This is a genomic window from Pseudomonas nabeulensis (assembly GCF_004682045.1).
In the GTDB taxonomy this organism is placed as follows: domain Bacteria; phylum Pseudomonadota; class Gammaproteobacteria; order Pseudomonadales; family Pseudomonadaceae; genus Aquipseudomonas; species Aquipseudomonas nabeulensis.
In genome coordinates, this window is the sequence record NZ_QUZT01000068.1 from 1 (window position 1) to 23,148 (window position 23,148).

At 60.9% G+C, this 23,148-nt stretch carries 22 protein-coding genes and 1 pseudogene; 12 read left to right on the plus strand and 11 right to left on the minus strand.

Annotated elements, in window-relative coordinates; translation table 11 throughout:
• The first annotated feature begins 66 nt into the window (after positions 1 to 66).
• From ubiE to DYL61_RS25895, 12 genes and pseudogenes are all read left to right on the plus strand, one after another.
• Positions 67 to 837, plus strand: coding sequence for a bifunctional demethylmenaquinone methyltransferase/2-methoxy-6-polyprenyl-1,4-benzoquinol methylase UbiE (gene ubiE / locus DYL61_RS25845; RefSeq protein ID WP_017738839.1), 771 nt, complete (start codon positions 67 to 69; stop codon positions 835 to 837).
• Complete coding sequence (locus DYL61_RS25850; RefSeq protein ID WP_135310690.1) at positions 837 to 1,460, plus strand: ubiquinone biosynthesis accessory factor UbiJ; 624 nt, start codon at positions 837 to 839, stop codon at positions 1,458 to 1,460. Before ubiE ends, DYL61_RS25850 begins: the two co-directional genes overlap by 1 nt.
• Positions 1,457 to 3,061, plus strand: coding sequence for a ubiquinone biosynthesis regulatory protein kinase UbiB (ubiB, locus tag DYL61_RS25855; protein ID WP_135310691.1), 1,605 nt, complete (start codon positions 1,457 to 1,459; stop codon positions 3,059 to 3,061). Before DYL61_RS25850 ends, ubiB begins: the two co-directional genes overlap by 4 nt.
• 41 nt (positions 3,062 to 3,102) lie before the next feature.
• Positions 3,103 to 3,495 carry a phosphoribosyl-AMP cyclohydrolase gene (gene hisI / locus DYL61_RS25860; protein ID WP_135310692.1) on the plus strand — a complete coding sequence of 131 codons (393 nt, stop codon included), beginning with the start codon at positions 3,103 to 3,105 and terminating at the stop codon, positions 3,493 to 3,495.
• 2 nt (positions 3,496 to 3,497) lie between these two features.
• Positions 3,498 to 3,830, plus strand: a complete 333-nt coding sequence (locus DYL61_RS25865) for a phosphoribosyl-ATP diphosphatase (RefSeq protein WP_003209299.1) — start codon at positions 3,498 to 3,500, stop codon at positions 3,828 to 3,830.
• Between the two features lie 25 nt (positions 3,831 to 3,855).
• Positions 3,856 to 4,134, plus strand: coding sequence for a twin-arginine translocase TatA/TatE family subunit (locus tag DYL61_RS25870; RefSeq protein ID WP_105695034.1), 279 nt, complete (start codon positions 3,856 to 3,858; stop codon positions 4,132 to 4,134).
• Positions 4,135 to 4,144: 10 nt separating this feature from the next.
• A complete protein-coding gene (gene tatB, locus DYL61_RS25875; protein WP_135310693.1) occupies positions 4,145 to 4,540 on the plus strand; it encodes a Sec-independent protein translocase protein TatB in 396 nt (131 codons plus the stop codon).
• Positions 4,537 to 5,325 (plus strand): twin-arginine translocase subunit TatC, encoded by a 789-nt coding sequence (gene tatC, locus DYL61_RS25880; protein WP_105695032.1) that lies wholly within the window; start codon positions 4,537 to 4,539, stop codon positions 5,323 to 5,325. The genes tatB and tatC overlap by 4 nt, the downstream gene beginning before the upstream one ends.
• Positions 5,322 to 6,029, plus strand: a complete 708-nt coding sequence (locus DYL61_RS25885) for a 16S rRNA (uracil(1498)-N(3))-methyltransferase (RefSeq protein ID WP_135310694.1) — start codon at positions 5,322 to 5,324, stop codon at positions 6,027 to 6,029. Before tatC ends, DYL61_RS25885 begins: the two co-directional genes overlap by 4 nt.
• Before the next feature lie 292 nt (positions 6,030 to 6,321).
• Positions 6,322 to 7,290, plus strand: a pseudogene (locus DYL61_RS31985) (methyl-accepting chemotaxis protein); the annotation flags it as partial.
• Between the two features lie 144 nt (positions 7,291 to 7,434).
• A complete protein-coding gene (locus DYL61_RS31990) occupies positions 7,435 to 8,148 on the plus strand; it encodes a methyl-accepting chemotaxis protein (RefSeq protein ID WP_420825091.1) in 714 nt (237 codons plus the stop codon).
• Between the two features lie 147 nt (positions 8,149 to 8,295).
• Positions 8,296 to 10,203, plus strand: a complete 1,908-nt coding sequence (locus DYL61_RS25895; RefSeq protein ID WP_135310696.1) for a methyl-accepting chemotaxis protein — start codon at positions 8,296 to 8,298, stop codon at positions 10,201 to 10,203.
• Here DYL61_RS25895 and DYL61_RS25900 read toward each other — a convergent pair.
• The 11 genes from DYL61_RS25900 to hutG form a co-directional block, all read right to left on the minus strand.
• Positions 10,198 to 10,932, minus strand: a complete 735-nt coding sequence (locus tag DYL61_RS25900; RefSeq protein ID WP_017738829.1) for an amino acid ABC transporter ATP-binding protein — start codon at positions 10,930 to 10,932, stop codon at positions 10,198 to 10,200. The two genes, DYL61_RS25895 and DYL61_RS25900, sit on opposite strands and share 6 nt — an antisense overlap.
• Entirely contained in the window at positions 10,925 to 11,884 is a 960-nt protein-coding gene (locus DYL61_RS25905; protein WP_135310697.1) for an amino acid ABC transporter permease, read from the minus strand. Before DYL61_RS25905 ends, DYL61_RS25900 begins: the two co-directional genes overlap by 8 nt.
• Positions 11,885 to 12,015: 131 nt before the next feature.
• On the minus strand, positions 12,016 to 12,813 hold the full coding sequence (locus DYL61_RS25910) for a transporter substrate-binding domain-containing protein (RefSeq protein WP_135310698.1): 798 nt from the start codon (positions 12,811 to 12,813) through the stop codon (positions 12,016 to 12,018).
• Positions 12,814 to 13,032: 219 nt separating this feature from the next.
• Complete coding sequence (locus DYL61_RS25915; RefSeq protein WP_135310699.1) at positions 13,033 to 13,833, minus strand: transporter substrate-binding domain-containing protein; 801 nt, start codon at positions 13,831 to 13,833, stop codon at positions 13,033 to 13,035.
• Between the two features lie 185 nt (positions 13,834 to 14,018).
• On the minus strand, positions 14,019 to 16,589 hold the full coding sequence (gene mdoH / locus DYL61_RS25920; protein ID WP_135310700.1) for a glucans biosynthesis glucosyltransferase MdoH: 2,571 nt from the start codon (positions 16,587 to 16,589) through the stop codon (positions 14,019 to 14,021).
• Positions 16,582 to 18,273, minus strand: coding sequence for a glucan biosynthesis protein G (locus DYL61_RS25925; protein WP_238704609.1), 1,692 nt, complete (start codon positions 18,271 to 18,273; stop codon positions 16,582 to 16,584). Before DYL61_RS25925 ends, mdoH begins: the two co-directional genes overlap by 8 nt.
• Before the next feature lie 324 nt (positions 18,274 to 18,597).
• Positions 18,598 to 19,035 carry a D-aminoacyl-tRNA deacylase gene (gene dtd, locus DYL61_RS25930; RefSeq protein WP_135310702.1) on the minus strand — a complete coding sequence of 146 codons (438 nt, stop codon included), beginning with the start codon at positions 19,033 to 19,035 and terminating at the stop codon, positions 18,598 to 18,600.
• Positions 19,032 to 20,003: a prolyl aminopeptidase gene (gene pip, locus DYL61_RS25935; RefSeq protein ID WP_135310703.1), complete on the minus strand. Its 972-nt coding sequence runs from the start codon at positions 20,001 to 20,003 to the stop codon at positions 19,032 to 19,034. The genes dtd and pip overlap by 4 nt, the downstream gene beginning before the upstream one ends.
• A gap of 103 nt (positions 20,004 to 20,106) precedes the next feature.
• The gene (locus DYL61_RS25940; protein WP_135310704.1) at positions 20,107 to 21,027 is read right to left on the minus strand and encodes an alpha/beta hydrolase; all 921 of its coding nucleotides are present in this window, start codon (positions 21,025 to 21,027) and stop codon (positions 20,107 to 20,109) included.
• A 156-nt stretch (positions 21,028 to 21,183) separates the two neighbouring features.
• Positions 21,184 to 22,119: a choline ABC transporter substrate-binding protein gene (locus DYL61_RS25945; RefSeq protein ID WP_135310705.1), complete on the minus strand. Its 936-nt coding sequence runs from the start codon at positions 22,117 to 22,119 to the stop codon at positions 21,184 to 21,186.
• 219 nt (positions 22,120 to 22,338) lie between these two features.
• Positions 22,339 to 23,139, minus strand: coding sequence for an N-formylglutamate deformylase (gene hutG, locus DYL61_RS25950; RefSeq protein WP_135310706.1), 801 nt, complete (start codon positions 23,137 to 23,139; stop codon positions 22,339 to 22,341).
• Positions 23,140 to 23,148 lie beyond the last annotated feature (9 nt).

Here is a 23,148-nt window from a genome sequence, read left to right on the forward strand (position 1 = left end):
GGCTTGCCAAGACAAACTAGGCCTTGGGGATTATCATGTCCCGCATTCTCTTTTGGTGACAGCGATATGACTGATCAGCGCAAAGGCAGCGATGCCGAACCCACCACTCACTTCGGCTTCAAGAACGTCCCGGAAAGCCAAAAGGCGGAAAAAGTCGCTGAGGTGTTCCACTCGGTCGCGGCCAAGTACGACCTGATGAACGACGTCCTATCGGGCGGCATGCACCGCCTGTGGAAGCGGTTCACCATCGAGCTGTCCGGCGTACGCACCGGCAATCGTGTGCTGGACATCGCCGGCGGTACCGGCGACCTGGCAGCCAAGTTCTCCAAGCTCGTCGGCCCTACCGGCCAGGTGGTATTGGCCGACATCAACGGTTCGATGCTCAAGGTCGGCCGTGACCGCCTGCTCGACAAGGGCGTGGCCGGCAATATCGAATTCGTCCAGGCCGACGCTGAAAAGCTGCCGTTCCCCGACAACCATTTCGACTGCGTAACCATCGCGTTCGGCCTGCGCAACGTCACCCACAAGGAAGATGCGATTCGCTCGATGCTGCGCGTACTCAAGCCGGGTGGCCGCCTGTTGGTGCTGGAGTTCTCCAAGCCGACCAACGCGATCATGTCCAAGGTCTACGACACCTATTCCTTCGCCTTCATGCCGCTGATGGGCAAGCTGATCACCAATGACGCCGAGAGCTACCGCTACCTGGCCGAATCGATCCGCATGCATCCGGACCAGGAGACGCTGAAGTCGATGATGGTAGAAGCCGGTTTCGACCGCGTGACCTACCACAACATGACCTCCGGCATCGTCGCCCTGCACCGCGGCATCAAGCCCTGATGCTGTTCCAGGGTCTTCTCGCCAGCGTCGAACACGGCCTAAACCGTGTACTGCGCCTGGACAGTACCGCCTTGGCGCGGCTGGCGCACCTGAACGGCAAAGTCATTGCCGTGGACTGCACAAGCCCCGCCTTGCAGCTGTTTATCCTGCCCAGCGATGAAGGCCTGATGCTCGCGACGCAATGGGCCGCCGACGCCGACTGCACCCTGCGCGCTCCGGCTTCGAGCCTGTTGCACCTGGCCCTGAGCCGCAACAAGACCGCGATCCTGCACAGCGCCGAAGTGGAACTGGAAGGTGACAGTTCGGTGCTGATGGACCTGGCCGCCGTGCTGCAAGACCTGGAGCTGGATTGGGAATACGAGCTGTCACGCTGGGTCGGCCCGGTGGCCACCCAGTTGATCAGCGGGCACCTGCGCAGCCGTTCGCGCTGGTACCAACAGGGGTTCGCCAGCCTCAACCAGAACCTCGCCGAATACCTGAGCGAAGAATCGCGCACCCTGGTCGGACAACGGGAAGCGCAGGCGCGCTTTCGTGAACTCGACAAGGCCAAAATCGACCTGGAACGCCTTGAGGCACGCTTCGAGCGCCTGAGCCGTTCCCTTGATCCAAGCGATAACGCATGAAGCTGCTCGCCGTCCGCCGTTTGTTTCGTATCCAGCGCGTCGTAATCCGCTACCAGCTCGATGACCTGCTGTTCGCCCTGCCCCTGCCGTGGTTTCTGCTGGCGGTGCGCTATGTGCTGCCGTGGCGCTGGCTGCCGCGCAAGAAGCTCGAGCTGAGCCGTGGCGCGCGCCTGCGCCTGGCATTGCAGGATTTGGGGCCGATCTTTATCAAGTTCGGGCAGATCCTCTCTACCCGTCGCGACCTGTTGCCCGAAGACATCGCCGACGAGCTGATGTTGTTGCAGGACCGTGTGCCGCCGTTCGACCCCAAGTTGTCGATGAATCTCATCGAGGAACAGCTGGGTAAAAAGATCAGCGAGGTGTTCAGCCGTTTCGACGTCGAACCGCTGGCCTCCGCTTCCGTGGCACAAGTGCACGCAGCGCAGCTCAAGACCGGCGAAGAAGTGGTGGTGAAGGTGATTCGCCCCGGCCTCAAGCCGATCATCGGCCAGGACCTGGCGTGGCTGTTTATCCTCGCCCGCGCCGCCGAACGTTTCAGCGCCGATGCGCGTCTGCTGCACCCGGTGGATGTAGTCGCCGACTACGAAAAAACCATCTACGACGAACTCGACCTGTTGCGCGAAGCGGCCAACGCCAGCCAGCTCAAGCGCAATTTCGAAGGTTCGCCGCTGCTGTACGTGCCGCAGGTGTATTGGGACTGGTGCCGCCCCAAAGTGCTGGTAATGGAGCGCATCTACGGCGTACAGGTCACCGACCTTGCCACCCTGGCCGACCAACGCACCGACATGAAGATGCTCGCCGAGCGCGGCGTGGAGATCTTCTTCACCCAGGTGTTCCGCGACAGTTTCTTCCACGCCGACATGCACCCGGGCAACATCTTCGTCAGCACCGTCAGCCCGTGGAGCCCGCAGTACATCGCCATCGACTGCGGCATCGTCGGCAGCCTGACCCCGGAAGACCAGGACTACCTGGCACGTAACCTGTTCGCCTTCTTCAAGCGCGATTACCGTCGCGTGGCGCAGTTGCACATCGATTCGGGTTGGGTGCCGGCCGAGACCAAGCTCAATGAATTCGAAGCGGCCATTCGTACCGTGTGCGAGCCGATCTTTGAAAAACCACTGAAAGACATCTCCTTTGGCCAGGTGCTGATGCGCCTGTTCCAGACGGCGCGTCGCTTCAATATGGAAGTGCAGCCGCAGTTGGTATTGCTGCAAAAAACCCTGCTGAATATCGAGGGCCTGGGCCGCCAGCTGTACCCGGACCTGGACCTGTGGAATACCGCCCAGCCATTCCTGGAGCGCTGGATGCGTGAGCGGGTCAGCCCGAAGACCCTGATCGGCAACCTGCACAGCCAATTCGAACAATTGCCGCACCTGGCGAATATGACCCGCGACCTGCTGGAGCGCATGTCCCAGCCCCACGCCAAGGATCCACCGCCACCGTGGCATCGCCGCAAGGATGACTGGTTCCTGCGTCTGCTGGGCGCTGCCCACCTGGTAGGCGGCGTGATGCTGGCGATTGGCGGGCCGTTGAATCAACTGGGCCACTGGCCGGCTGGCATCATGGTCGCCGTGGGTGTTTATCTGATCGTGCGTCGATAGCCAATCCGGTTATACACTGTCGCAAATTGCCGGAGCCGAACATGAAAGACTGGCTGGACGAAATCAAATGGGACAGTGACGGCCTGGTGCCGGCCATTGCCCAGGACTACAAGACCGGGCGCGTGCTGATGATGGCCTGGATGAACCGCGAGGCCCTGAGCCTCACCGCCGCTGAGCAGCGCGCCATTTACTGGTCACGTTCCCGTGGCAAACTGTGGCGCAAGGGCGAAGAGTCCGGGCATGTGCAGACCCTGCACGAACTGCGCCTGGACTGCGACGCCGACGTGGTGATCCTCAAGGTCGAGCAGATCGGCGGCATTGCCTGCCATACCGGCCGTCACAGCTGCTTCTACCGCGTGTTCGAGAACGGCGAGTGGAAGATCGTCGAGCCGGTACTCAAAGACCCGCACGCTATCTATTCGGCAGGACACTGAACATGAGCGATACCCTGAACCGTGTGGCCCAGGTGTTGGAGGACCGCAAAGGCGCGGACGCCGACAGCTCCTATGTCGCCAGCCTGTACCACAAGGGCTTGAACAAGATTCTGGAAAAGCTCGGCGAAGAATCCGTCGAGACGATCATTGCCGCCAAAGACGCGCAAATCAGCGGTGACTGCAGCGATGTGATCTACGAAACCGCTGACTTATGGTTCCACAGCCTGGTCATGCTCGCCCAACTGGGGCAGCATCCGCAGGCGGTGCTGGATGAACTGGACCGTCGCTTTGGCTTGTCCGGGCATGCCGAGAAAGCCTCGCGCCCGTCCGCCTGACTAACTTTCACAGAGGAATTGCAGCATGGGCATTTTTGACTGGAAACACTGGATCGTCATTCTGGTGGTGGTAGTACTGGTATTCGGCACCAAGAAACTAAAGAACCTGGGCACTGACGTCGGCGAGTCGATCAAAGGCTTTCGCAAAGCCATGAACGACGATGAAAAACCGGCCGACCCGGTCGCGAACCCGGTGCCGCCAGCTCAACCTGTGCACCCGCAGGCCGCCCAGCCGATCACCGAGCGTCGCACCTTCGACGTACAGGCTGAAAAAGTCGAAGAGCCGACCCGCAAAGACTCGTGAGCACTGACTAATGTTTGGTATCAGCTTCTCTGAACTGCTGCTCGTCGGCCTCGTGGCCCTGCTGGTACTGGGGCCGGAACGCCTGCCCGGTGCCGCACGCACGGCCGGCCTGTGGATCGGGCGCCTGAAACGCAGTTTCAATGCGATCAAACAGGAAGTTGAACGGGAAATCGGCGCCGACGAGATCCGCCGCCAACTACACAACGAACATATCCTGTCGTTGGAGCAAGAGGCCCGCAAGATCCTGTCCCCGGACCAGGCGCCCGCCAAACCGGTGGAGCCTGTGGCCGAGCAGAGCATCGCGCCCGTGGTCGAGACCCCGCCCGTCGTTCCAACCGAGCCTGCGCCGACGCCCGCTGCGTCGCCCGCGCCCCATGACCCTACATTGCCGCCGCGAGCCCCATGAGCGCTGATAAACCGGAAAACGACCAGCATATGCCACTGGTCTCGCACCTCACCGAGTTGCGTACCCGCCTGCTGCGTTGCGTAGCGGCCATCTTCATCATCTTTGCCGGGCTGTTCGCCTTTACCCAGCAGATCTACACCTTCGTCTCCACGCCCCTGCGCCAGTACCTGCCGGCGGGCGCGACGATGATTGCCACCGATGTGTCATCACCATTCCTTACGCCGTTGAAGCTGACCATGATGGTCTCGCTGTTCCTGGCGATCCCGGTGATCCTGCATCAGATCTGGGGCTTTATCGCGCCGGGCCTGTACAAGCATGAGAAGCGCATCGCGGTGCCGTTGCTGGTGTCGAGCATCCTGCTGTTCTACACCGGCATGGCATTCGCCTACTTCCTGGTGTTCCCGCTGATCTTCAAATTCTTCGCCGCCGCCACCCCGGCCGGTGTGGAGATGATGACCGACATCACCAGCTACCTCGACTTCGTGATGACGCTGTTCTTCGCCTTCGGCGTGGCCTTTGAAATCCCGGTGGCGGTGGTGTTGCTGGTATGGATCGGCGTGGTCGACGTGAAGTACCTGAAGAAGATCCGTCCGTACGTGATCATCGGCTGCTTCGTGGTCGGCATGATCCTGACGCCGCCGGACATCTTCTCCCAGACCCTGCTGGCCGTACCGATGTGGATGCTGTTCGAAATCGGCATCCTGTTCAGCGGCCTGATCAGCAAGCGCGGCGACCATCCGGACGACCAACCCGAAGACGACCAGCCGCCAGCGACCCAGCCGTGAACCTGCTGCTCCTTGAAGAGGCCGACTTTATTGCGGCCGATCGCGTGGTGCTGCGTGACCGGCGCCTGGTGCACATGCAGGAGGTCCACCGCGCCGCTGTCGGCGACAGCCTGCGGGTCGGGCGTATCGGTGGCTTGATGGGCAATGCGCAACTGCTGCGCCTGGAGGCGGGCGAGGCCGAGCTGCACGTGAGCTTCGACCAACCGCCACCGGCCAAACTGCCCCTGACCCTGCTGCTGGCCCTGCCGCGCCCGAAGATGCTGCGCCGGGTGCTACAGACCGTGGCGGCCATGGGTGTGCCCAAGGTGGTCTTGGTCAACAGTTACCGCGTCGAGAAGAGCTTCTGGCAAACGCCGTTCCTGGAGCCAGAGGCGGTTCGCGAGCAATTGATTCTCGGCCTGGAACAGGCCCGGGATACAGTGCTGCCCGAAATCATCATCGAGAAACGCTTCAAGCCATTCGTCGAAGACCGGCTGCCGGCGATGGTTGACGGCACCCTGGGCCTGATCGGCCATCCCGGCGATTACCCAGCCTGCCCGCGCGGGCTGGATGAACCGGTGACCCTGGCGATTGGGCCGGAGGGCGGCTGGATTCCCTATGAGGTCGACTTGCTGGCCAAGGCTGGCATGCAACCGGTACAGCTCGGCGCGCGCATCCTGCGGGTCGAAACCGCTGTAACCGCCCTGCTCGCGCGGTTGTTCTAACTCAAATCTCAAAGGTAAACCCAAATCAAAATGTGGGAGGGAGCTTGCTCCCGATTACGGTAAGTCAGTGACAAGTATGTGTCTGACACTCCGCTATCGGGAGCAAGCCCCCTCCCACACTTGACCGCGCTCCTACAGATTCAACCTACGCTGCCGATACTCTTTGAATAAGTCCAAGCCTTGTTCCAGGGGAGATCGCCGCATGTATCGTTGGTTAGCCGAAAAGCTGGGGAATGTCAGCGTCAAGTCCAAGCTGGGCGTGGGTTTTGGCCTGGTACTGCTACTCACACTGATGATCACGTTCACCGGCTGGAGTGGCCTGGGTGATGTGATCAGTCGCGGCGACAAACTGGGGTTTATCTCCAGCCTCAACGGGCTGACCAAAGACCTGCGCCTGGCGCGCCTGGACTATGAAATGCGCCGTGGCGAGCAAGGCCCTGGCGCTGTCAGCGACCTGCTGAACAAATTGGACAGCGGCCTGAAAACTGCGCGCAGCCTGATCGAACAACCCGCCGACATCGCCCTGATCGACGAGCAACTGGCCGCCGTGGACCAGTACAAGCGCGCATTCAGTGCCATGATCCAGGCCGGCGTCAGCCGCGAAGACGCACGCAGCCGACTGGGCGACACCGCTGACAATGCGGTGGCCAAGATCAACGAAATCGAAAAAGCCCTGCTGCAAGGCGACAGCGTCACCCAGTTCAACAGCGTGGTGGACCTGAGCAAGCTGATTCAGCAAGCACGCTTCCAGGTGCGCGGCTACACCTACAGCGGCAAGGTCGAAGCCGAGCAACCTGCCCTGGATGCCATCGACAACGCCTTGAAGAAAATCACCAGTCTCAACGGCCAGCTACCGGACACCTATTCGAGCAACTTGCAGCAGGCCAGCGTTTCGCTGCAAGCCTATCGCGCAGCCGTCAGTCAGTACCGTGACTCTCAGGTTGCCAGCGCCGCAGCCCTTAAAACCATGACCGCCCAGGGCGATATCCTGCTGGGCCACAGTGACAAATTGACGGTCTCGCAAACCGTCGTGCGCGACACCGATGCCGCCAACGCCAAGAACGTCCTGCTACTGTCCACTTTGCTGGCGCTGGTGTTTGGCATGGTCGCCGCGTGGGCCATCACTCGCCAGATCATCATTCCGCTGAACCAGACCCTCAAGGTCGCAGAACGCGTGGCGTCGGGCGACTTGAGCCACAACCTCAACTCCTTGCGCCAGGACGAACTGGGCCAGTTGCAGCGCGCGATGCAAAGCATGAGCGTGGGCCTGCGCGAACTGATCGGCGGGATCAGCGACGGTGTTACCCAGATCGCCAGCGCTGCCGAGCAACTGTCCGCCGTGACCGAGCAAACCAGCGCAGGGGTTAACAGCCAGAAGGTCGAGACTGACCAGGTCGCCACCGCGATGAACGAGATGGCGGCGACGGTGCAGGAAGTGGCGCGCAACGCCGAGGAAGCCTCTGAGGCCGCCGTAGCGGCTGACCAACAGGCCCGTGAGGGCGACAAGGTGGTGGGCGAAGCCATCGCCCAGATCGAGCGTCTGGCGACCGAGGTGGGCCATTCCACCGTCGCCATGGGCGAGTTGCAGCGCGAAAGCGACAAGATCGGCAGCGTGCTGGATGTGATCAAATCCGTCGCCCAGCAAACCAACCTGCTGGCGCTCAACGCGGCCATCGAAGCGGCACGGGCGGGTGAAGCCGGGCGCGGCTTTGCGGTAGTGGCCGATGAAGTGCGCAGCCTGGCCCAACGCACCCAGAAGTCCACCGAAGAGATCGAAGAGCTGATCGTCGGCCTGCAAAACGGCACCCAGCAGGTGGCCGCGATCATGGATAACAGCCGTGGCCTCACCGACAGCAGCGTCGAGCTGACCCGCCGCGCCGGCAGTGCGCTGGGCAATATCACCCGCACGGTCTCGACCATCCAGGCGATGAACTCGCAGATCGCCACCGCCGCCGAGCAGCAAAGCGCCGTGGCGGAAGAGATCAACCGCAGCGTGCTGAATGTCCGTGATGTATCGGAACAGACCTCTTCGGCCAGTGAAGAAACCGCTGCTTCCAGCGCCGAACTGGCGCGCCTGGGGATCTATCTGCAAACCCTGGTCGGACGTTTCCGCGTTTGACCTAGCGTTCGCGACGACCCCACCAGGTCGTCGCGAGCCTACAACTTGTGAAGTTTCCTACACGTTTATCATCCCTCGCCCTCCCCAATCGCCGCCAAATCAAATTAGCGTTTGCGCTGAACGCTATTGCTGATTTGGAGGCTCCCCATGTTTCGTCGGCTGACCCGTCTGCTGGGTAACGCCAGCGTCACGCTTAAACTGGTCCTGGGCTTCGGCCAGGTGCTGATCCTCAGTCTTGTCATTGCAGGCACGGGCTGGCAGGCCCTGAACGCTGTGCTCAACCGCTCGAGCAACCTGACGGTGCTGGGGCAGTTGGCCGTGGTCGCAGAGGCCATGCGCGCTGATCGCATCGTGTACCGCACCCTCAGCGACACCTCCAGCCTGGGCAAGATGGCCACCCAGGTTGAAAAGATCGAACAACACCTCACCTATCTCTCCCACAGCCTCAAGGCGCAGGCGGATCTGCAGCGTGTTCAGGACGCGAGGCGTTTGGTCGATAGCTTCAAGGCTGCACTGGCAGAGCTTCCACCGCTGATAGAGCGCCGGGAAAACACCCGCACGCCGTTGAAAAAAACCGCCCTGCAAGTCGGAGACACTTTGGCCCAACTGGCCAGTGAACTCCCCAATCAGGAAGATGAAAAGGCCTTGGCCGCTATCGAAAACCTGCGCCAGGCAATCGGCCAGGCCGAGGACCGTACCCAAACGCCTGCGTGGTCCGGCGAATCGCTGGAAGCTTATGCACTGAATGTCAGCAAGGCGCTCGATGCGTTGCAGATGGCGCTGAACGCCGTCATTGCTCTACCCGTTGACTCGACCTTGCTCAAGAGCGACCTGGCGGCGTATCAAAATCAGCTCTCGGCGCTGAAGGAGGCACAGCTGAACGCCGAGACGGTGCAGAACCGCTTCGAACAACAGCTCAACCAACTGGTTGAGCAAAGCGACGAATTAAGCCAGGGCCAAACGCAAAAACGTGACAACGAAGCACGGCAGACCCGCACATTGCTGATGGGTGTCACCCTGGCTGCCCTGCTGCTCGGCAGCCTGGCCGCCTGGTGGATCGCCGGGCAGATCGTGCGACCGTTGCGCAAGGCATTGGCGACCGCCAACAGCATCGCCGAAGGCGACTTGAGCCACCGCACCCAGGTTGAACGACGCGACGAACTCGGCCAGTTGCAGCAAAGCATTGCCCAGATGACCCATAACCTGCGCCACCTGATCAGCGGTATCGGCGACAGCGCCCGACAGATCACCAGTGCTGCTGCTCAATTATCCACCGTCACCGAGAAAACACGCGACGGGATCAATCACCAGAAAGATGAGACCGACCAAGTCGCCACGGCCATGAACGAAATGCTCGCCACCGCCCAGGAGGTTGCCCGGCATGCCGAACAAGCGTCGGTCGCAGCTGCCGAGGCCGACCGCCAAGCCATCGAAGGCGACAGAGTGGTTGCAGAGGCGGTCGAACAGATCGGTGAACTTGCCAGCGAAATGGCCCGTTCCAGCCGGGCAATGACCATGCTGCAGCAGGAAAGCGCAAAAATTGGCAGTGTGTTGGACGTGATCAAATCAGTGTCCCAACAAACCAACCTACTGGCGTTGAATGCCGCCATCGAAGCTGCGCGTGCGGGAAGCGCCGGTGAGGGCTTTGCCGTGGTGGCCGACGAGGTCCGTAGTTTGGCCAGGCGCACCCAGGAGTCCGCCGAAGAAATCGAACAATTGATCCAGGGTCTGAACAGCGGTACTCAGACCGTCGTCGAAGTCATGGACAGCAGCCGGAGCCTCACCGATCACAGTGTGAACCTCACCAACGATGCCGGCGAGGCGCTGGCCGCGATTGCCCGTACCGTGGCGATCATCCAGGAAATGAACCCACAAATCGCCGCCGCCGCCGAGGAACAGAGCGCCGTGGCCGAAGAGATCAATCGCAGTGTATTGAAGGTACGGGATGTGTCTGAACAAACCGCCGCGGCCAGTGAGGAGACGGCTGCGGCGAGTGTTCAGTTGAGCCGGTTGAGCCTGGACTTGCAGGCCCTGGTCGGCAAGTTCAAGTTATAGGACCTGACGCAGGAAGGCCTGGGCCCGGGGATCCTTCGGCGCATCGAAGAACTCGGCCGGGGCCGCGTCTTCCAACAGCTTGCCGTGATCGAAGAACAGCACGCGGTCGGCCACTTCGCGGGCAAAGCCCATTTCGTGGGTGACGCAGACCATGGTCATGCCTTCCAGGGCCAGGGTCTTCATCACGTCCAGCACTTCGCCGACCATTTCCGGGTCGAGTGCCGAAGTGGGCTCATCGAACAGCATCACCTTGGGTTCCATCGCCAAGGCGCGGGCTATCGCGACACGTTGCTGCTGGCCGCCGGACAAGCGTGATGGAAACTCGTTGGCCTTCTGTGCAATGCCGACCTTTTCCAGCAGTGCCAAAGCCTTGGCCTCGCGCTCTTTCTTGCCGCGCTTGCGCACAACCTTCTGCGCCAGGCACAGGTTTTCCAGCACGGTCATATGGGGGAACAGGTTGAAGTGCTGGAACACCATGCCGACTTCGCGACGATAGGCGTTCACGTCGGTCTTGGGGTCGGCCAGTTGCAGGCCGTCGATGCTCACCGAACCCGAATCGAACTCTTCCAGGCCATTGAGGCAGCGCAGGAAGGTGGACTTGCCGGAACCGGACGGGCCGATCACCACCAGCACCTCACCCTTGGCTACCTGAGTGGTCACGTGATCGACCGCGCGCACCACATGGCCACGGGTGTCGAAGACTTTTACCAGATCGCGGACTTCAATCACTTTGTGCGAGCCTCCGCTCAAGCCGGCTGGCCATTTTCGACAGCGGCAGGTTGATCAGCAGGTACAGGCCTGCCACACAGAACAGAATCTCAAACGGCGAGAACGAGGTGGTGATCACTTCGCGGCCGCTCTTGAGCAGTTCGGTAATCGCGATCACCGAGACCAGCGAGGTGTCTTTCACCAGGCTGATAAATTGCCCGGCCAGCGGCGGCAGCACGCGCTTGAACGCTTGCGGCAACACCACATGGCGCATCGATTGGCTGGCACTCAGGCCCAGGGAGCGGGCGGCTTCGTTCTGGCCACGGGTGATGGACTGCACGCCGGCGCGCACAATCTCAGCCACATAAGCACCGGTGAACAGTGACAGCGCGGCGATCCCGGCGAACTCGCGTGACAGGTTGAGTACCGTGCCGATAAAGAAATAGAAAATGAAGATCTGCACCAGAAGCGGCGTGCCGCGCACCAGTTCGACGTAGATCGTCGACAGATCCCGCAACGTCGGGTTACTGGACAGGCGGCACAAGCCGGTTGCCAGCCCAATGACCAAGCCCAGGATGCCGGACACCACCGACAGCCATAGCGTGGTCCACAAGCCCCACATCAGCGGCCCCAGCGCCCAATGCCGGGTGACGCCCACCACGTCGCCTTCGGCCACATCGTCGCCGCGTGCCACTTGCAGGCTGTTGTCGGCCACGGTGAGCTTTTGCTCGACACCCGCATCGTTGCGCAGGGTCACTTCGGCCACATCGCCGTTGCGTACCAGCTCAACCACCGTGGAGATATCCGCTGCGCGCTGGGACGTTTCAGCCTGGTAGGCGAAGTACTGCGGCACTCGGTTCCAGCGCCACTCGTAGGACATCAGCGAGGTGGCGTAGTACAACGCGCCGGCCAGGCCGACCAGCACGACCACGGTCAGCAGGTGCCAGGGCCATTGGGCTTTTTTCTGTTTCATTTCACTTTCCGGGATTTTTGTTGCCTGTGAGGCCGCCATCGCGGGCAAGCCCGCTCCCACATTTTGATTTGCGAACACAGTCAAATGTGGGAGCTGGCTTGCCTGCGATACAGGCAACTCGGTCTAAAGCCTTATTCCATGTCCTTGAGCCACTCGGAGCTCTTGAACCACTTGTCATGGATGCGATCGTAGGTGCCGTCGTGACGGATCTGGTGCAGGAAGTTGTTGATGTAGTTGATGCTGTCGTAATCGCCTTTTTTCAGGCCGAACGCCAGAGGCTCGAAGGTGAACGGTTCGTCCAGGAACACCAGCTTGCCGTTGCCGACTTTCTTCTCGGCAACCACGTTGTACGGTGCGTCATAGACGAAGGCATCGGCCTTGCCGTTGACCACGTCCAGCACGCCTTCCTGCTCGTTGTCGTAGCCGTGGTACTTGGCTTTGGAGATCAGTTTCTTGGCGACCATCTCACCGGTAGTACCCAGCTTGGAGGTCAGGCGGTATTTCTCGTCGTTCAGGTCTTTGTAGGACTTGATGGTGCCTTCCAGGTCCTTGCGAATCAGCAGGGTCTGGCCGACCACGATGAACGGTTCGCTGAAGTTCAGGCGCAGGTTGCGTTCCTGGGTCAGGGTCATGCCGCTGCCGATCATGTCGAACTTGCCGGTGAGGAAGGCCGGGATGATGCCGTCGTAACCGGTGGAGACCAGCTCCAGCTTGACGCCCATGGACTTGGCCATGGCCTTGAGGATGTCGACTTCGAAGCCGATGATCTCGCCGCGCTTGTCTGTCATTTCGAACGGCATGTAGGTCGGATCCATGCCGACTTTCAGCGTGCCGCGCTTGACCGCATCATCGATGGCACCGGCCTGTGCCGCATTGGCCGCGACCAGCGCGGTGACGCCGAGCAGCAGCATCGAAAGATACTTTTTCATCATCAAGTCCCCTGAACGTTTCTTATGAGGTCGGCGCATAAAAGGGCTGCACCATTTCGGGGTGCGATCCTAACCCACTCGTTGCTTGTCACAAAGGTTTCACGGGTATTTGTTGTCTGCGTATGTCGGAAAAGCCCTACTCCGCTGCGGCAAAGCGCAGCAGTAGACGCTTGTGCACGCCCGGCCACCGTTTGGCGGATGTGTAAGCAGTTATGAATTTCAATCCATCTCCGCCATCCAGTCGGTGTCTTTGAACCACTTGTCATGCAACCGATCGTAGGTGCCGTCCTGGGCAATCTGGTTGAGGAAATGGTTGATCCAGTTGAGGCTGTCGTAATCGCCTTTTTTCAGGCCGAACGCCAGGGGCTCGAAGGTGAAGGGCTGTTCCAGCGCCAGCAGCGTGCTGTTCTCCGGACGGCTTGCGGCGATCAGGTTATAGGGTGCGTCGTGAATAAACGCATCAGCCTTGCCCTCCACTACCTGGCGCACGCCCTCTTCCGGCGTGGCGAAGGCGCTCAGGCGGGCGGTTCCCAAAAACCGCCGAGCCGCCGCCTGGCCGGTGGTGCCTTGGACAGTGGCCACCCGATAACCGGCATCGTCGAGGTCTTCGATACTGGCAACTTTACCCGCCAGGCCGGGATGCAGCAGCGCACTCTGGCCGACCACGATGAACGAATCACTGAAATTCAACTTGAGGTTGCGCTCCTGGGTGACCGTCATACCGCTGCCGATCAGGTCGAACTTCCCCCCCTTCAATCCCGGCAGCAACTCGGGATAAGGCACCGCAACCAGTTCCAATTCGACGCCCAAAGCACGGCTCATGACCCGCAGCAAATCGACTTCAAAGCCCACAATCTGGCCCTGTTTATTGGTCATTTCGAAGGGGACGTAGATCGGTGTCGTGCCGACCCTCAATGTGCCGCGCTGCACGGCATCATCCAGCGCACCGGCATACAACAGCCCCCCGTATAACCAGGCGACAACGCCGATCAGCAGTAACGAACCACACCTTTTGCTCATGAATCCCCCGCGCTGTGTCAAATGTGGGGGGCGATGCTAACCGAGCCACAGGCACGGGAAAACGCTTCGAACAAAGGTCTTTTGTTTCGAAATAACAAGAAGTTAAGTCTGATAAGAAGGGTTTGAAAACGCTGTAGGACCAGCGTTCAAAACACCCCCGAGGCGAGCCCTCGGGGGTGTCTGAATCAGGCCGGTTGGGCCTGGGGAGTCAACGGTTGCAGCGGCAGCAACGGCGCGTGCGGATCGGACTTGATCGACTCACGCCAGGCGGCCAGCCATTCGGCATGACCTTCGCTCCAGACCTGCTCGTGCAGGCGAGCCAGGGCCACCGGGTCACTGAGCAAGGCTACGCGTTCGTTGTTGTTGAGACCGGCAGGGCCGACCTTCAACGCATGGCGAACACGTTCGGTCCGCAGGTACTCGATGGGCTCCGCCTCACGGTGACGCGAGGTCGCCAGGGCACAGGCCAGGGCGTTCTGCTGCGGGTCGACCACCGAACGCACAAAACCGTCGTTAAGCGCATGCCAACGGTTTTCGTGGGTGTACTTCTCGGTGGAGAGCAACGCTTGCGGCGGGTTGTATTCCTCAGGGATCAGGAACAGGCTCTCGTCGCGGGACTTGAGGCCCAGTTTCACGCGGCTGGAGATCACCGAGACCGGGATCGACAGCATCAGCGAACCGACGATCGGCACCAGCCACCACAGGAAGCTTGGGTTCAACCACACCACCAGCAACGCCCACAGGAAGCCCAGCAGGGTTTGCGGGCCGTGGCGCTTGATCGCTTCGCTCCAGGGCGTGGAGTCGTCGTCACGTTGCGGCGAGTTCCAAGTGGCAGCCCAGCCGAGGAACGCGGCCAGGACGAAACGGGTGTGGAAAATCATCCGTACCGGCGCCAGCAGCATGGAGAACAGCATCTCCAGCAACATCGACAAGGTCACCTTGAACTTGCCGCCGAACTCTTTCGCGCCCTTGGCCCAGATCAGGATGATGCTCAGCAACTTGGGCAGGAACAGCAACACGATGGTGGTGGAGAACAGCGCCACCGCCTTGTCCGGATGCCATTGCGGCCACAGCGGGTACAACTGGCGCGGCGCCATGAAGTACTGCGGTTCCATCAGCGTGTTAACCGCCAGCAAGGCCGTGGACAGCACCAGGAACAGGAACCACAACGGAGCCGACAGGTAGGACATCACGCCCGTCAGGAACACCGCACGGTGCACCGGGTGCATGCCTTTTACCAGGAACAGGCGGAAGTTCATCAGGTTGCCGTGGCACCAGCGACGGTCACGCTTGAGTTCGTCCAGCAGGTTCGGCGGCAGTTCTTCGTAGCTGCCCGGCAGGTCGTAGGCAATCCACACGCCCCAGCCGGCACGGCGCATCAACGCAGCTTCGACGAAGTCGTGGGAAAGGATCGCACCGGCAAACGCGCCTTTACCTGGCAACGGCGCCAGGGCGCAGTGCTCGATAAACGGTTTCATGCGGATAATGGCGTTGTGACCCCAGTAGTGGGATTCACCCAGCTGCCAGAAGTGCAGGCCAGCGGTAAACAGCGGGCCGTACACGCGGGTGGCGAACTGCTGCATGCGCGCATACAGGGTGTCCATGCCCGACGCACGCGGCGCGGTCTGGATAATCCCGGCATCCGGCGTAGCTTCCATCAGGCGTACCAGGCTGGTCAGGCATTCGCCGCTCATCACACTGTCGGCGTCGAGTACGACCATGTACTTGTAGTCACCGCCCCAACGACGGCAGAAGTCGTCGAGGTTGCCGCTCTTGCGCTTTACGCGACGGCGACGGCGGCGATAGAAGATCTTGCCGAAACCACCGGCTTCACGGCACACGTCGAGCCAGGCTTGCTGTTCGGCGATGCAGATGTCGGCGTCGTTACTGTCGCTGAGCACGAAGAAGTCGAAGCGATCCAGGTCGCCCGTGGCGGCCACCGACTCGAACGTCGCGCGCAAGCCCGCGAAGACTCGGGGCACGTCTTCGTTGCAGATCGGCATGACCAATGCGGTGCGGGCGTCTTTCGGAATCGGCTCGTCACCGGCACTTTTACCGGAGATGCGGTATTTGTCGTGACCGGTCAGCAGCTCCAGGAAGCCCATCAGCGCCGTCCAGAAACCGGCCGAAACCCAGCAGAACAAAATCCCGAACATGATCAGGATGCTGGTTTGCAGGGCGTACGGCAGTACCTGGGTGGCGGTTTGCAGCAGGGTCTGGTTGCGGATTTCGTCGAAGTCCACCAGCGACCAGCCCTGGTACGGCATGATGCCTTTCATGTACCAGCCGGCGACGATGGTCTGGCCGAGCATCAGCACCAGCAGGATGTAGCGGCGAATCGAACCCACGGTACGCCAGCGTGCGGCGGGCAATACCCGTTCGTCTTTCGGCGGCTTCGGCGGGTTGGTACGACCGGTCATCCGGCGCCAGCCGCGCACCAGGATATTGGTGCGCCAAGGCTCGGGCACCACCTTGGTACGGCGGATCGGCGGCGTGGCCTTGAGGCACACGCGACCTGCGGCATCCAGCGCAAGCATTTCAGCGTCTTGCAGCTCTTCGGCGGTGCTGAGGCTCAAGCGGCGGCCAACCGACGCTTGGGCAGCGTCGGCAGGCGCGTCGAAGGTGCTCGACGACAGGCGCTCGTGCAACTCGGTGAAGGATGTGCAGCCCGCCAGTTCGGCGCGCTGCTCAGCGCTCATCGGTAGATGCGCCAGGTACTCGGACAGAGTTTCTGGCTGGACTTGAGAATTACTCATCGGCAGGCAACTGGTAGCTCCAGGTCTCGGTCAGGACTTTTTCGGTCTTTTCCGGCTCCGGCGTCGTGGCAGGGGCAGCTTCTGGCTGCTTGGCTTCCTTGTCTTTCGCTTCTTTCGCGTCTTTCTTGGCCTGCTTCTCGTGCTGTTTGGCCAGCACTTTGTCGGCCTTGAGCACTTGGCTCGAGACTTTTTCAGGCTCGGCTTTCGGAATGTCCTGCACCAGCGCGGCACGCATTTCGGTCGGCTTGCCCGCGTCCTTGATCTTCATGCGCAGGGTCAGGCGCCAGCCTTTGGTGTGCTCGTTGTAGCGCACGCTGTTTTCGACCAGTTCGGCGTTGTCGCCAACACTGACCTGGCTGCGCACGGCGGCATCCGCAGGCAGGGCCTTGAGGGACGGGCCCTCGAAGTCCACCAGGTAGGCCACGCTGCCGTCTGGCTGGCGGATCAGGTTGGACTGTTTCACGTCACCGGTGGAACGCAGGGTCTGTTTGACCCAGGCGCTGTCGGCCCCGTGCAGGGACTTTTCGTCCATGGTCCAGTGCAGGCGGTAGGCGACGTCCAGTGGCTTGCCGACTTCTGGCAGTTCTGCAGGGCTCCAGAACGCAACGATGTTGTCGTTGGTTTCATCGGCAGTCGGGATCTCTACCAGGTCGACGGAACCCTTGCCCCAGTCACCCTCAGGCTCGATCCACGCGCTTGGGCGCTTGTCGTAGTTGTCGTCCAGGTCTTCGTAGTGGCTGAAATCGCGACCGCGTTGCAGCAAGCCGAAACCACGCGGGTTCTCGACGGTGAAGTTGCTGACCGACAGGTGTTTAGGGTTGTTCAACGGACGCCAGATCCACTCGCCATTACCGGCATGGATCGACAGGCCGCTGGAGTCGTGCAGCTCACGGCGGTAGTTCAGCACTTTGGAAGGCTGGTTCGCGCCGAACAGGTACATGCTGGTCAGCGGGGCAACGCCCAGCTTGCTGACCTTGTCACGCAGGTACATCTGGGATTTGACGTCGACAATGGTGTCGGTGCCCGGGCGCAGGGTCAGGCGATAGGCGCCGGTGGCACGCGGGGAGTCCAGCAAGGCAAAGATCACCAATTGCTTCTCGCCCGGCTTTGGACGCTCGATCCAGAACTCGGTGAAACGCGGGAACTCTTCGCCGGACGGCAGTGCCGTGTCGATTGCCATGCCACGGGCAGACAGGCCATACGCCTGGCCCTTGCCGACGACGCGGAAATAGCTGGCGCCGAGCATGGTCATGATTTCGTCTTGCTTGTCGGCCTTGTTGATCGGGTACAGCACACGGAAACCGGCATAACCCAGCTGTTCGGTGGCCTTGGGATCAAATTTCACATCGCCGAAATCGAAACGAGTCGGGTCGTACTTGATTTCATTGACGCTGTTGGCGGTGACTTCATTGATTTTCACCGGTGTATCGAAGTGCATACCCTGGTGATAGAAGGACAGCTTGAACGGAGTGTCTTGATCGGCCCACTCGGCTTTTTCGTTGCGGAAACGAATCTTCTGGTAGTCAGCGAACTTCATTTCGCGGAATTCGTTCGGCAGATTGCTGCGCGGAGCTTCGTATTTCTGCCCGGCCAGCTCTTTTGCCTTGGCCGACACATCATCCAGACTGAATGCCCACAGCTGACTCGCGCCGAACAGGCAAAACAGGGCGGAGCCCGTCACCAGTGCGTTTCGTAACCGTTTGGCAGACAATTTTGGTGCATTACAGGGACTAACAATCACGAGCAACCCTCGCCGAAAACAGATCAAAAAACCAACGGCCAGCTATCTATATGCCAGGTTGGCGAGCATTGTTCCGACTCCCCTGGGTCAAAATGATTCCCCTGAGGCTGTCGGACAAGTCTCTACCTAAGTCAAAAATGGACCAAACAACGCTGATCCCCGTAGCGCGCGATTATCTAGTAGCCCGCGAGACAACGCATCAGGGACAACGAAGTATTTGTAGTGAAACCCTGCGTTTTTAGGCATTAAAAGTCGTTTTTCATACAATCAGGTCTGTAGGAGGAAGGTCACAGGGCCATCATTGACCAAATGCACCTGCATATCCGCGCCAAAACGCCCTGACGCCACCTTGCCATGCAATTGTTGCGCTTGTAACAACAAATGCTCGAAAAGCGCCGCTCCCAGGGCCGGTGGGGCCGCTGTGGAGAAGCTGGGCCGCAGCCCGCTCTTGGTATCTGCCGCCAGGGTGAACTGCGACACCAGCAACAAACCGCCCTCCACGTCCTTCAGCGACAGGTTCATCTTGCCCTCGTCGTCGCTGAACACCCGGTAGTTAAGCAGCTTGTGCAGGAGTTTGTCGGCGCTCTCGGGAGTATCCGCAGGTTCAACGGCCACCAGCACCAGCAAACCCTGGTCTATCGCCCCGACAATTTCTCCGTCTACCTCGACCCGGGCGCCACGCACCCGTTGCAACAGGCCCTTCATGCTTCTTCAGGCGGCAGGTCGAGCAAACGACGGGCCATTTGGCTGGTCGCACGCACCAAGGCATCGGTGATGCCGGGCTCGGACGCGGCATGACCGGCCTCGCGAATCACCTGCAACTCACTGTTGGGCCAGGCCTGGTGTAACTCCCAGGCGTTGTCCAGCGGGCAGATCATATCGTAGCGGCCGTGGATGATTACGCCAGGCAGGTGGGCGATCTTGTGCATATCGCGAATCAGTTGGTTGGGCTCGAGGAAGGAATTGTTGGTGAAGTAGTGGCACTCGATCCGCGCAATCGACAGCGCGCGTTGCGGCTCGGAAAAACGCTCCACATGCTGCGGGCTCGGGCACAGGCCCAGCATGCGCCCTTCCCAGCCCGACCAGGCCTTGGCCGCGTGCATCTGGGCGATCTGGTCGTTGCCGGTCAGGCGCTTGTGGTAGGCCGCAATCATGTCGTGGCGCTCTTCCGGCGGGATCGGCGCGAGGTAATCCTGCCAGTAATCCGGGAACAGACGGCTCGCGCCCTCCTGGTAGAACCAGTGGATATCCTGCGGGCGCGCCAGGAAGATGCCGCGCACGATCAGGCCATGCACGCGCTCGGGATGGGTTTGCGCGTAGGCCAGGGCCAGGGTCGAGCCCCAGGAGCCGCCGAACAACACCCACTTGTCGATGCCCAGATGCTCGCGAATGCGCTCAAGGTCGGCAACCAAGTCCCAGGTGGTGTTGTTCTCAAGACTCGCGCGCGGTGTGGAGCGGCCGCAACCACGCTGGTCGAAGGTGACGATACGGTACAGGTTGGGATCGAAATAGCAGCGGCTCTGGGCGTCACAACCAGCGCCGGGGCCACCGTGGATGAATACGACGGGCAAGCCTTCGGGGGAGCCACTTTCATCGACGTACAGGGTGTGGGTGTCATCGACGGCCAGATCGTGCCGGGCGTAGGGTTTGATCTGCGGGTACCAAGTCTGCATTGCGCGCTCCGTAGGGGGTCGAGTTCATCCCTGGGGGGACGTCTGTTATTTTGCCGTCTGGCACTATAAACCCGAATTGTGCAATGAGCATGTCCTTGAGTGCCTAGACCTGTGTCAGCCCTTCGCTCCTCAGGTACTCCAACAGGTGGTCATAGAGCTGGTCCACTTCCGGCACCTGCCGACGTGCCCGCAGGCAACCGTGGACCAGGCCAAGACCTGGGTAGAACTGCGTTATCACGCCCGCCGCCCGCAGGTGTTCGGCATAGAGCAGGCCGTCATCGCGTAAGGGGTCGAATTGCGCAACGGCGATGAACGCCTTGGGCAGGCCGCTGAAATCTGTGGCCAGCAGTGGCATGGCATAGGGCGTGGAATCGCTCGCATAGAGCATCCGATAGTGATCGGTGTCGGCGGTACTGAGCAGGGGCGCATCCTTACACTCATGACGAGAAGGCAAATCGGCCGGGCCACCCAAGCCTGGGTAGATCAGGACCTGGGCCTTCGGCAATGGCTGCCTGTCATCCCGCAACCCCAGGCATAACGCCGCTGCCAGATTGCCGCCTGCGCTGTCGCCCACAACTATCAAGCGTTGCAGGTCTATTGCGTGCGGCCCCTGCCCCGCCTGGATCGCTTGCCACACGGCGCGACAATCGTCGTAGGCCGCCGGAAACGGGTGCTCGGGGGCCAGGCGGTAGTCGATGGCGATCACCAGCACTTGCAGGGTACTGGCCAGTTCGAAACAGATGAAGTCGTGGGAGTCGAGCCCACCGACGACCCAGCCGCCGCCGTGTATATAGAGAAGGCAGGGCCAGCCGTTGTGCGGGGTCGGGATGGTGGGCAGGTAACTGCGGATGTTTACGCCGGCCAGGCGGGAGTTTTCGATAAGCAGACCCCTTGGGCGGGGCGGCGTGAATGCCTCGCACATGCGGTTGTAGTTCTGGCGTAAACCGGCCAGAGATGAGTCGTCGCTGGTGAAGGATTCGGTTTTGGCGACGAAAGCGGCTAGCTGTGCAGAAATTGGATACATGCCCCAATATCCCTGACAATGAAGATCTGAAAATGTGGGAGGGGGCTTGCCCCCGATGGCAGTGTCTCAGCCGACATCTATTTGGCTGACCTAACGCTATCGGGGGCAAGCCCCCTCCCACATTTGTCTTGTGTTGATTGGTCTGGTGAGTAGGGCTCAAGGTTTGAGGCTGGCCTGTACGACCGCTACGCCATCCCTGCCATCAAAGGCTGTGACCCCAGCCAGCCAACGCTGCAAGTCTTCGGGATGATCCCGCAACCATTGCCGCGCCACGTCCTGGGGCGACTGGCGGTCGATGATCGGCACCATCAGCTGGCTTTCCTGGGCGGCGGTGAACGTGAGATTTTGCAACAAGCGGTTGGCATTCGGGCAGCGCTCGGCGAAGTCCGGCGCGGTAACCGTGGACACAGTGGCGCGGCCTTCGTCGGGGCCGAACACATCTTCACTGCCGGTGAGGTAGGCCATGTTCATATTGATGTTCATCGGGTGCGGGGTCCAACCGACAAACACCACGAACTCCTTGCGATTCACCGCACGCTGCACGGCAGCCAACATGCCCGCCTCACCCGAAGCCACCAGCTTGAAGCCGCCGAGGCCGAAGTGGTCAGTGTCGATCATCTTCTGGATATCGGTGTTGGCACCGCTGCCGGGCTCGATGCCATAGATCTTGCCGCCCAGCTTGTCCTTGAAACGGGCGATATCGGCAAAGGTCTTCAAGCCCGCGTCGGCCACGTATTGCGGCACGGCCAGGGTGGCCTGGGCGTCGGCAAGGCTGGGTTTATCGAAGACCTTGACCTGCTTGGCCGCGACGAATGGCGCAATGTTGTTGTCCATCGCCGGCTTCCAGTAGCCGAGGAAGATATCCAGCCGCTTGTCGCGGATACCGGCAAAGATGATCTGCTGTACGGCGCTGGTTTGTTTGCTGTCATAGCCCAGGCCGTTGAGCAGTACGTCGGCCATGGCGGAGGTGGCGACCACGTCGGTCCAACTGACCACCCCCATGCGGATGCTTTTGCAGGAAGCCGGTTCGGCGGCCATGGCTTGGGCACTGAGCAGTGCGGCTCCGATGAAGGGCAACAACAGTTTTTTCATGGGGATGGGCTCACTCGGCTGTTTTTATTCAACAACCTTACGCAGTGAGACGTTGGCGGACACGAACTGTGGCGACGGGCAGTTGCACTGGGGCGACTGTGAGGGCGCTATCGGGGGCAAGCCCCCTCCCACCTTGACTGTGTTCACTGGCTCAGATGTGTAAATACAGTCAGTGTGGGAGGGGCGGTGCGACGATTCGACTTGCCCCCGATAGCAATTTCAGCCGTAACGCCGCTGCCCCCAGGCTAAAAACGCCTCCAGCAACTGCTTCAACACCACCCGCGTCGGCCCCGCCAAATCCGGCCGATAACGGAACGGCTCAAACTCCTCCATATAGGTGCTCTGGCACAACTCCAACTGCACCGCATGAATATCCTGTGCCGGGTTGCCGTAATGCCGGGTGATATGCCCGCCCTTGAAGCGCCCATTCAGCACATGGGTGTACTGCGGGTGCGTGGCGCAAAGGGCTTCCAACTGGCTGGCCAATTCAGGATCACACGCCGCGCCGTTGAAGGTGCCGAGGTTGAAGTCCGGCAGCTTGCCGTCGAACAGGTGCGGGATCACCGAGCGGATCGAGTGCGCGTCGAACAACAGCGCGTAGCCAAATTCGGCCTTGAGGCGCGCCAGTTCTTCTTGCAGGGTGCGGTGGTACGGGCCCCAGATTTTCTGCAGGTAGCTGGCGCGCTCGGTCTCGCTTGGCTCATGCCCTTCACGAAACAGCGGCACGCCGTCGAACAACGTGGCCGGATACAGGCCGGTGGTGGCGCCGGCATACAGCGGTTTGTCGTCCGAAGGTCGGTTCAGGTCGATGACAAAACGCGAGTACTCAGCCGACAGGGTGCTGGCCCCCAGTTCGTCGGCAAAGTCATACAGCGTGGGGATGTGCCAGTCGGTGTCCGGCAGGCTTTGCGCCTCGGGGATCAGCCCATCCTGCACCGCAGGCGTCAGGCGCAACCCGGCGTGGGGCATGCTGATCAGCAGCGGCACACGACCTTGTTTGAAGTTCAGAACCTTATCCACAGCCATGCT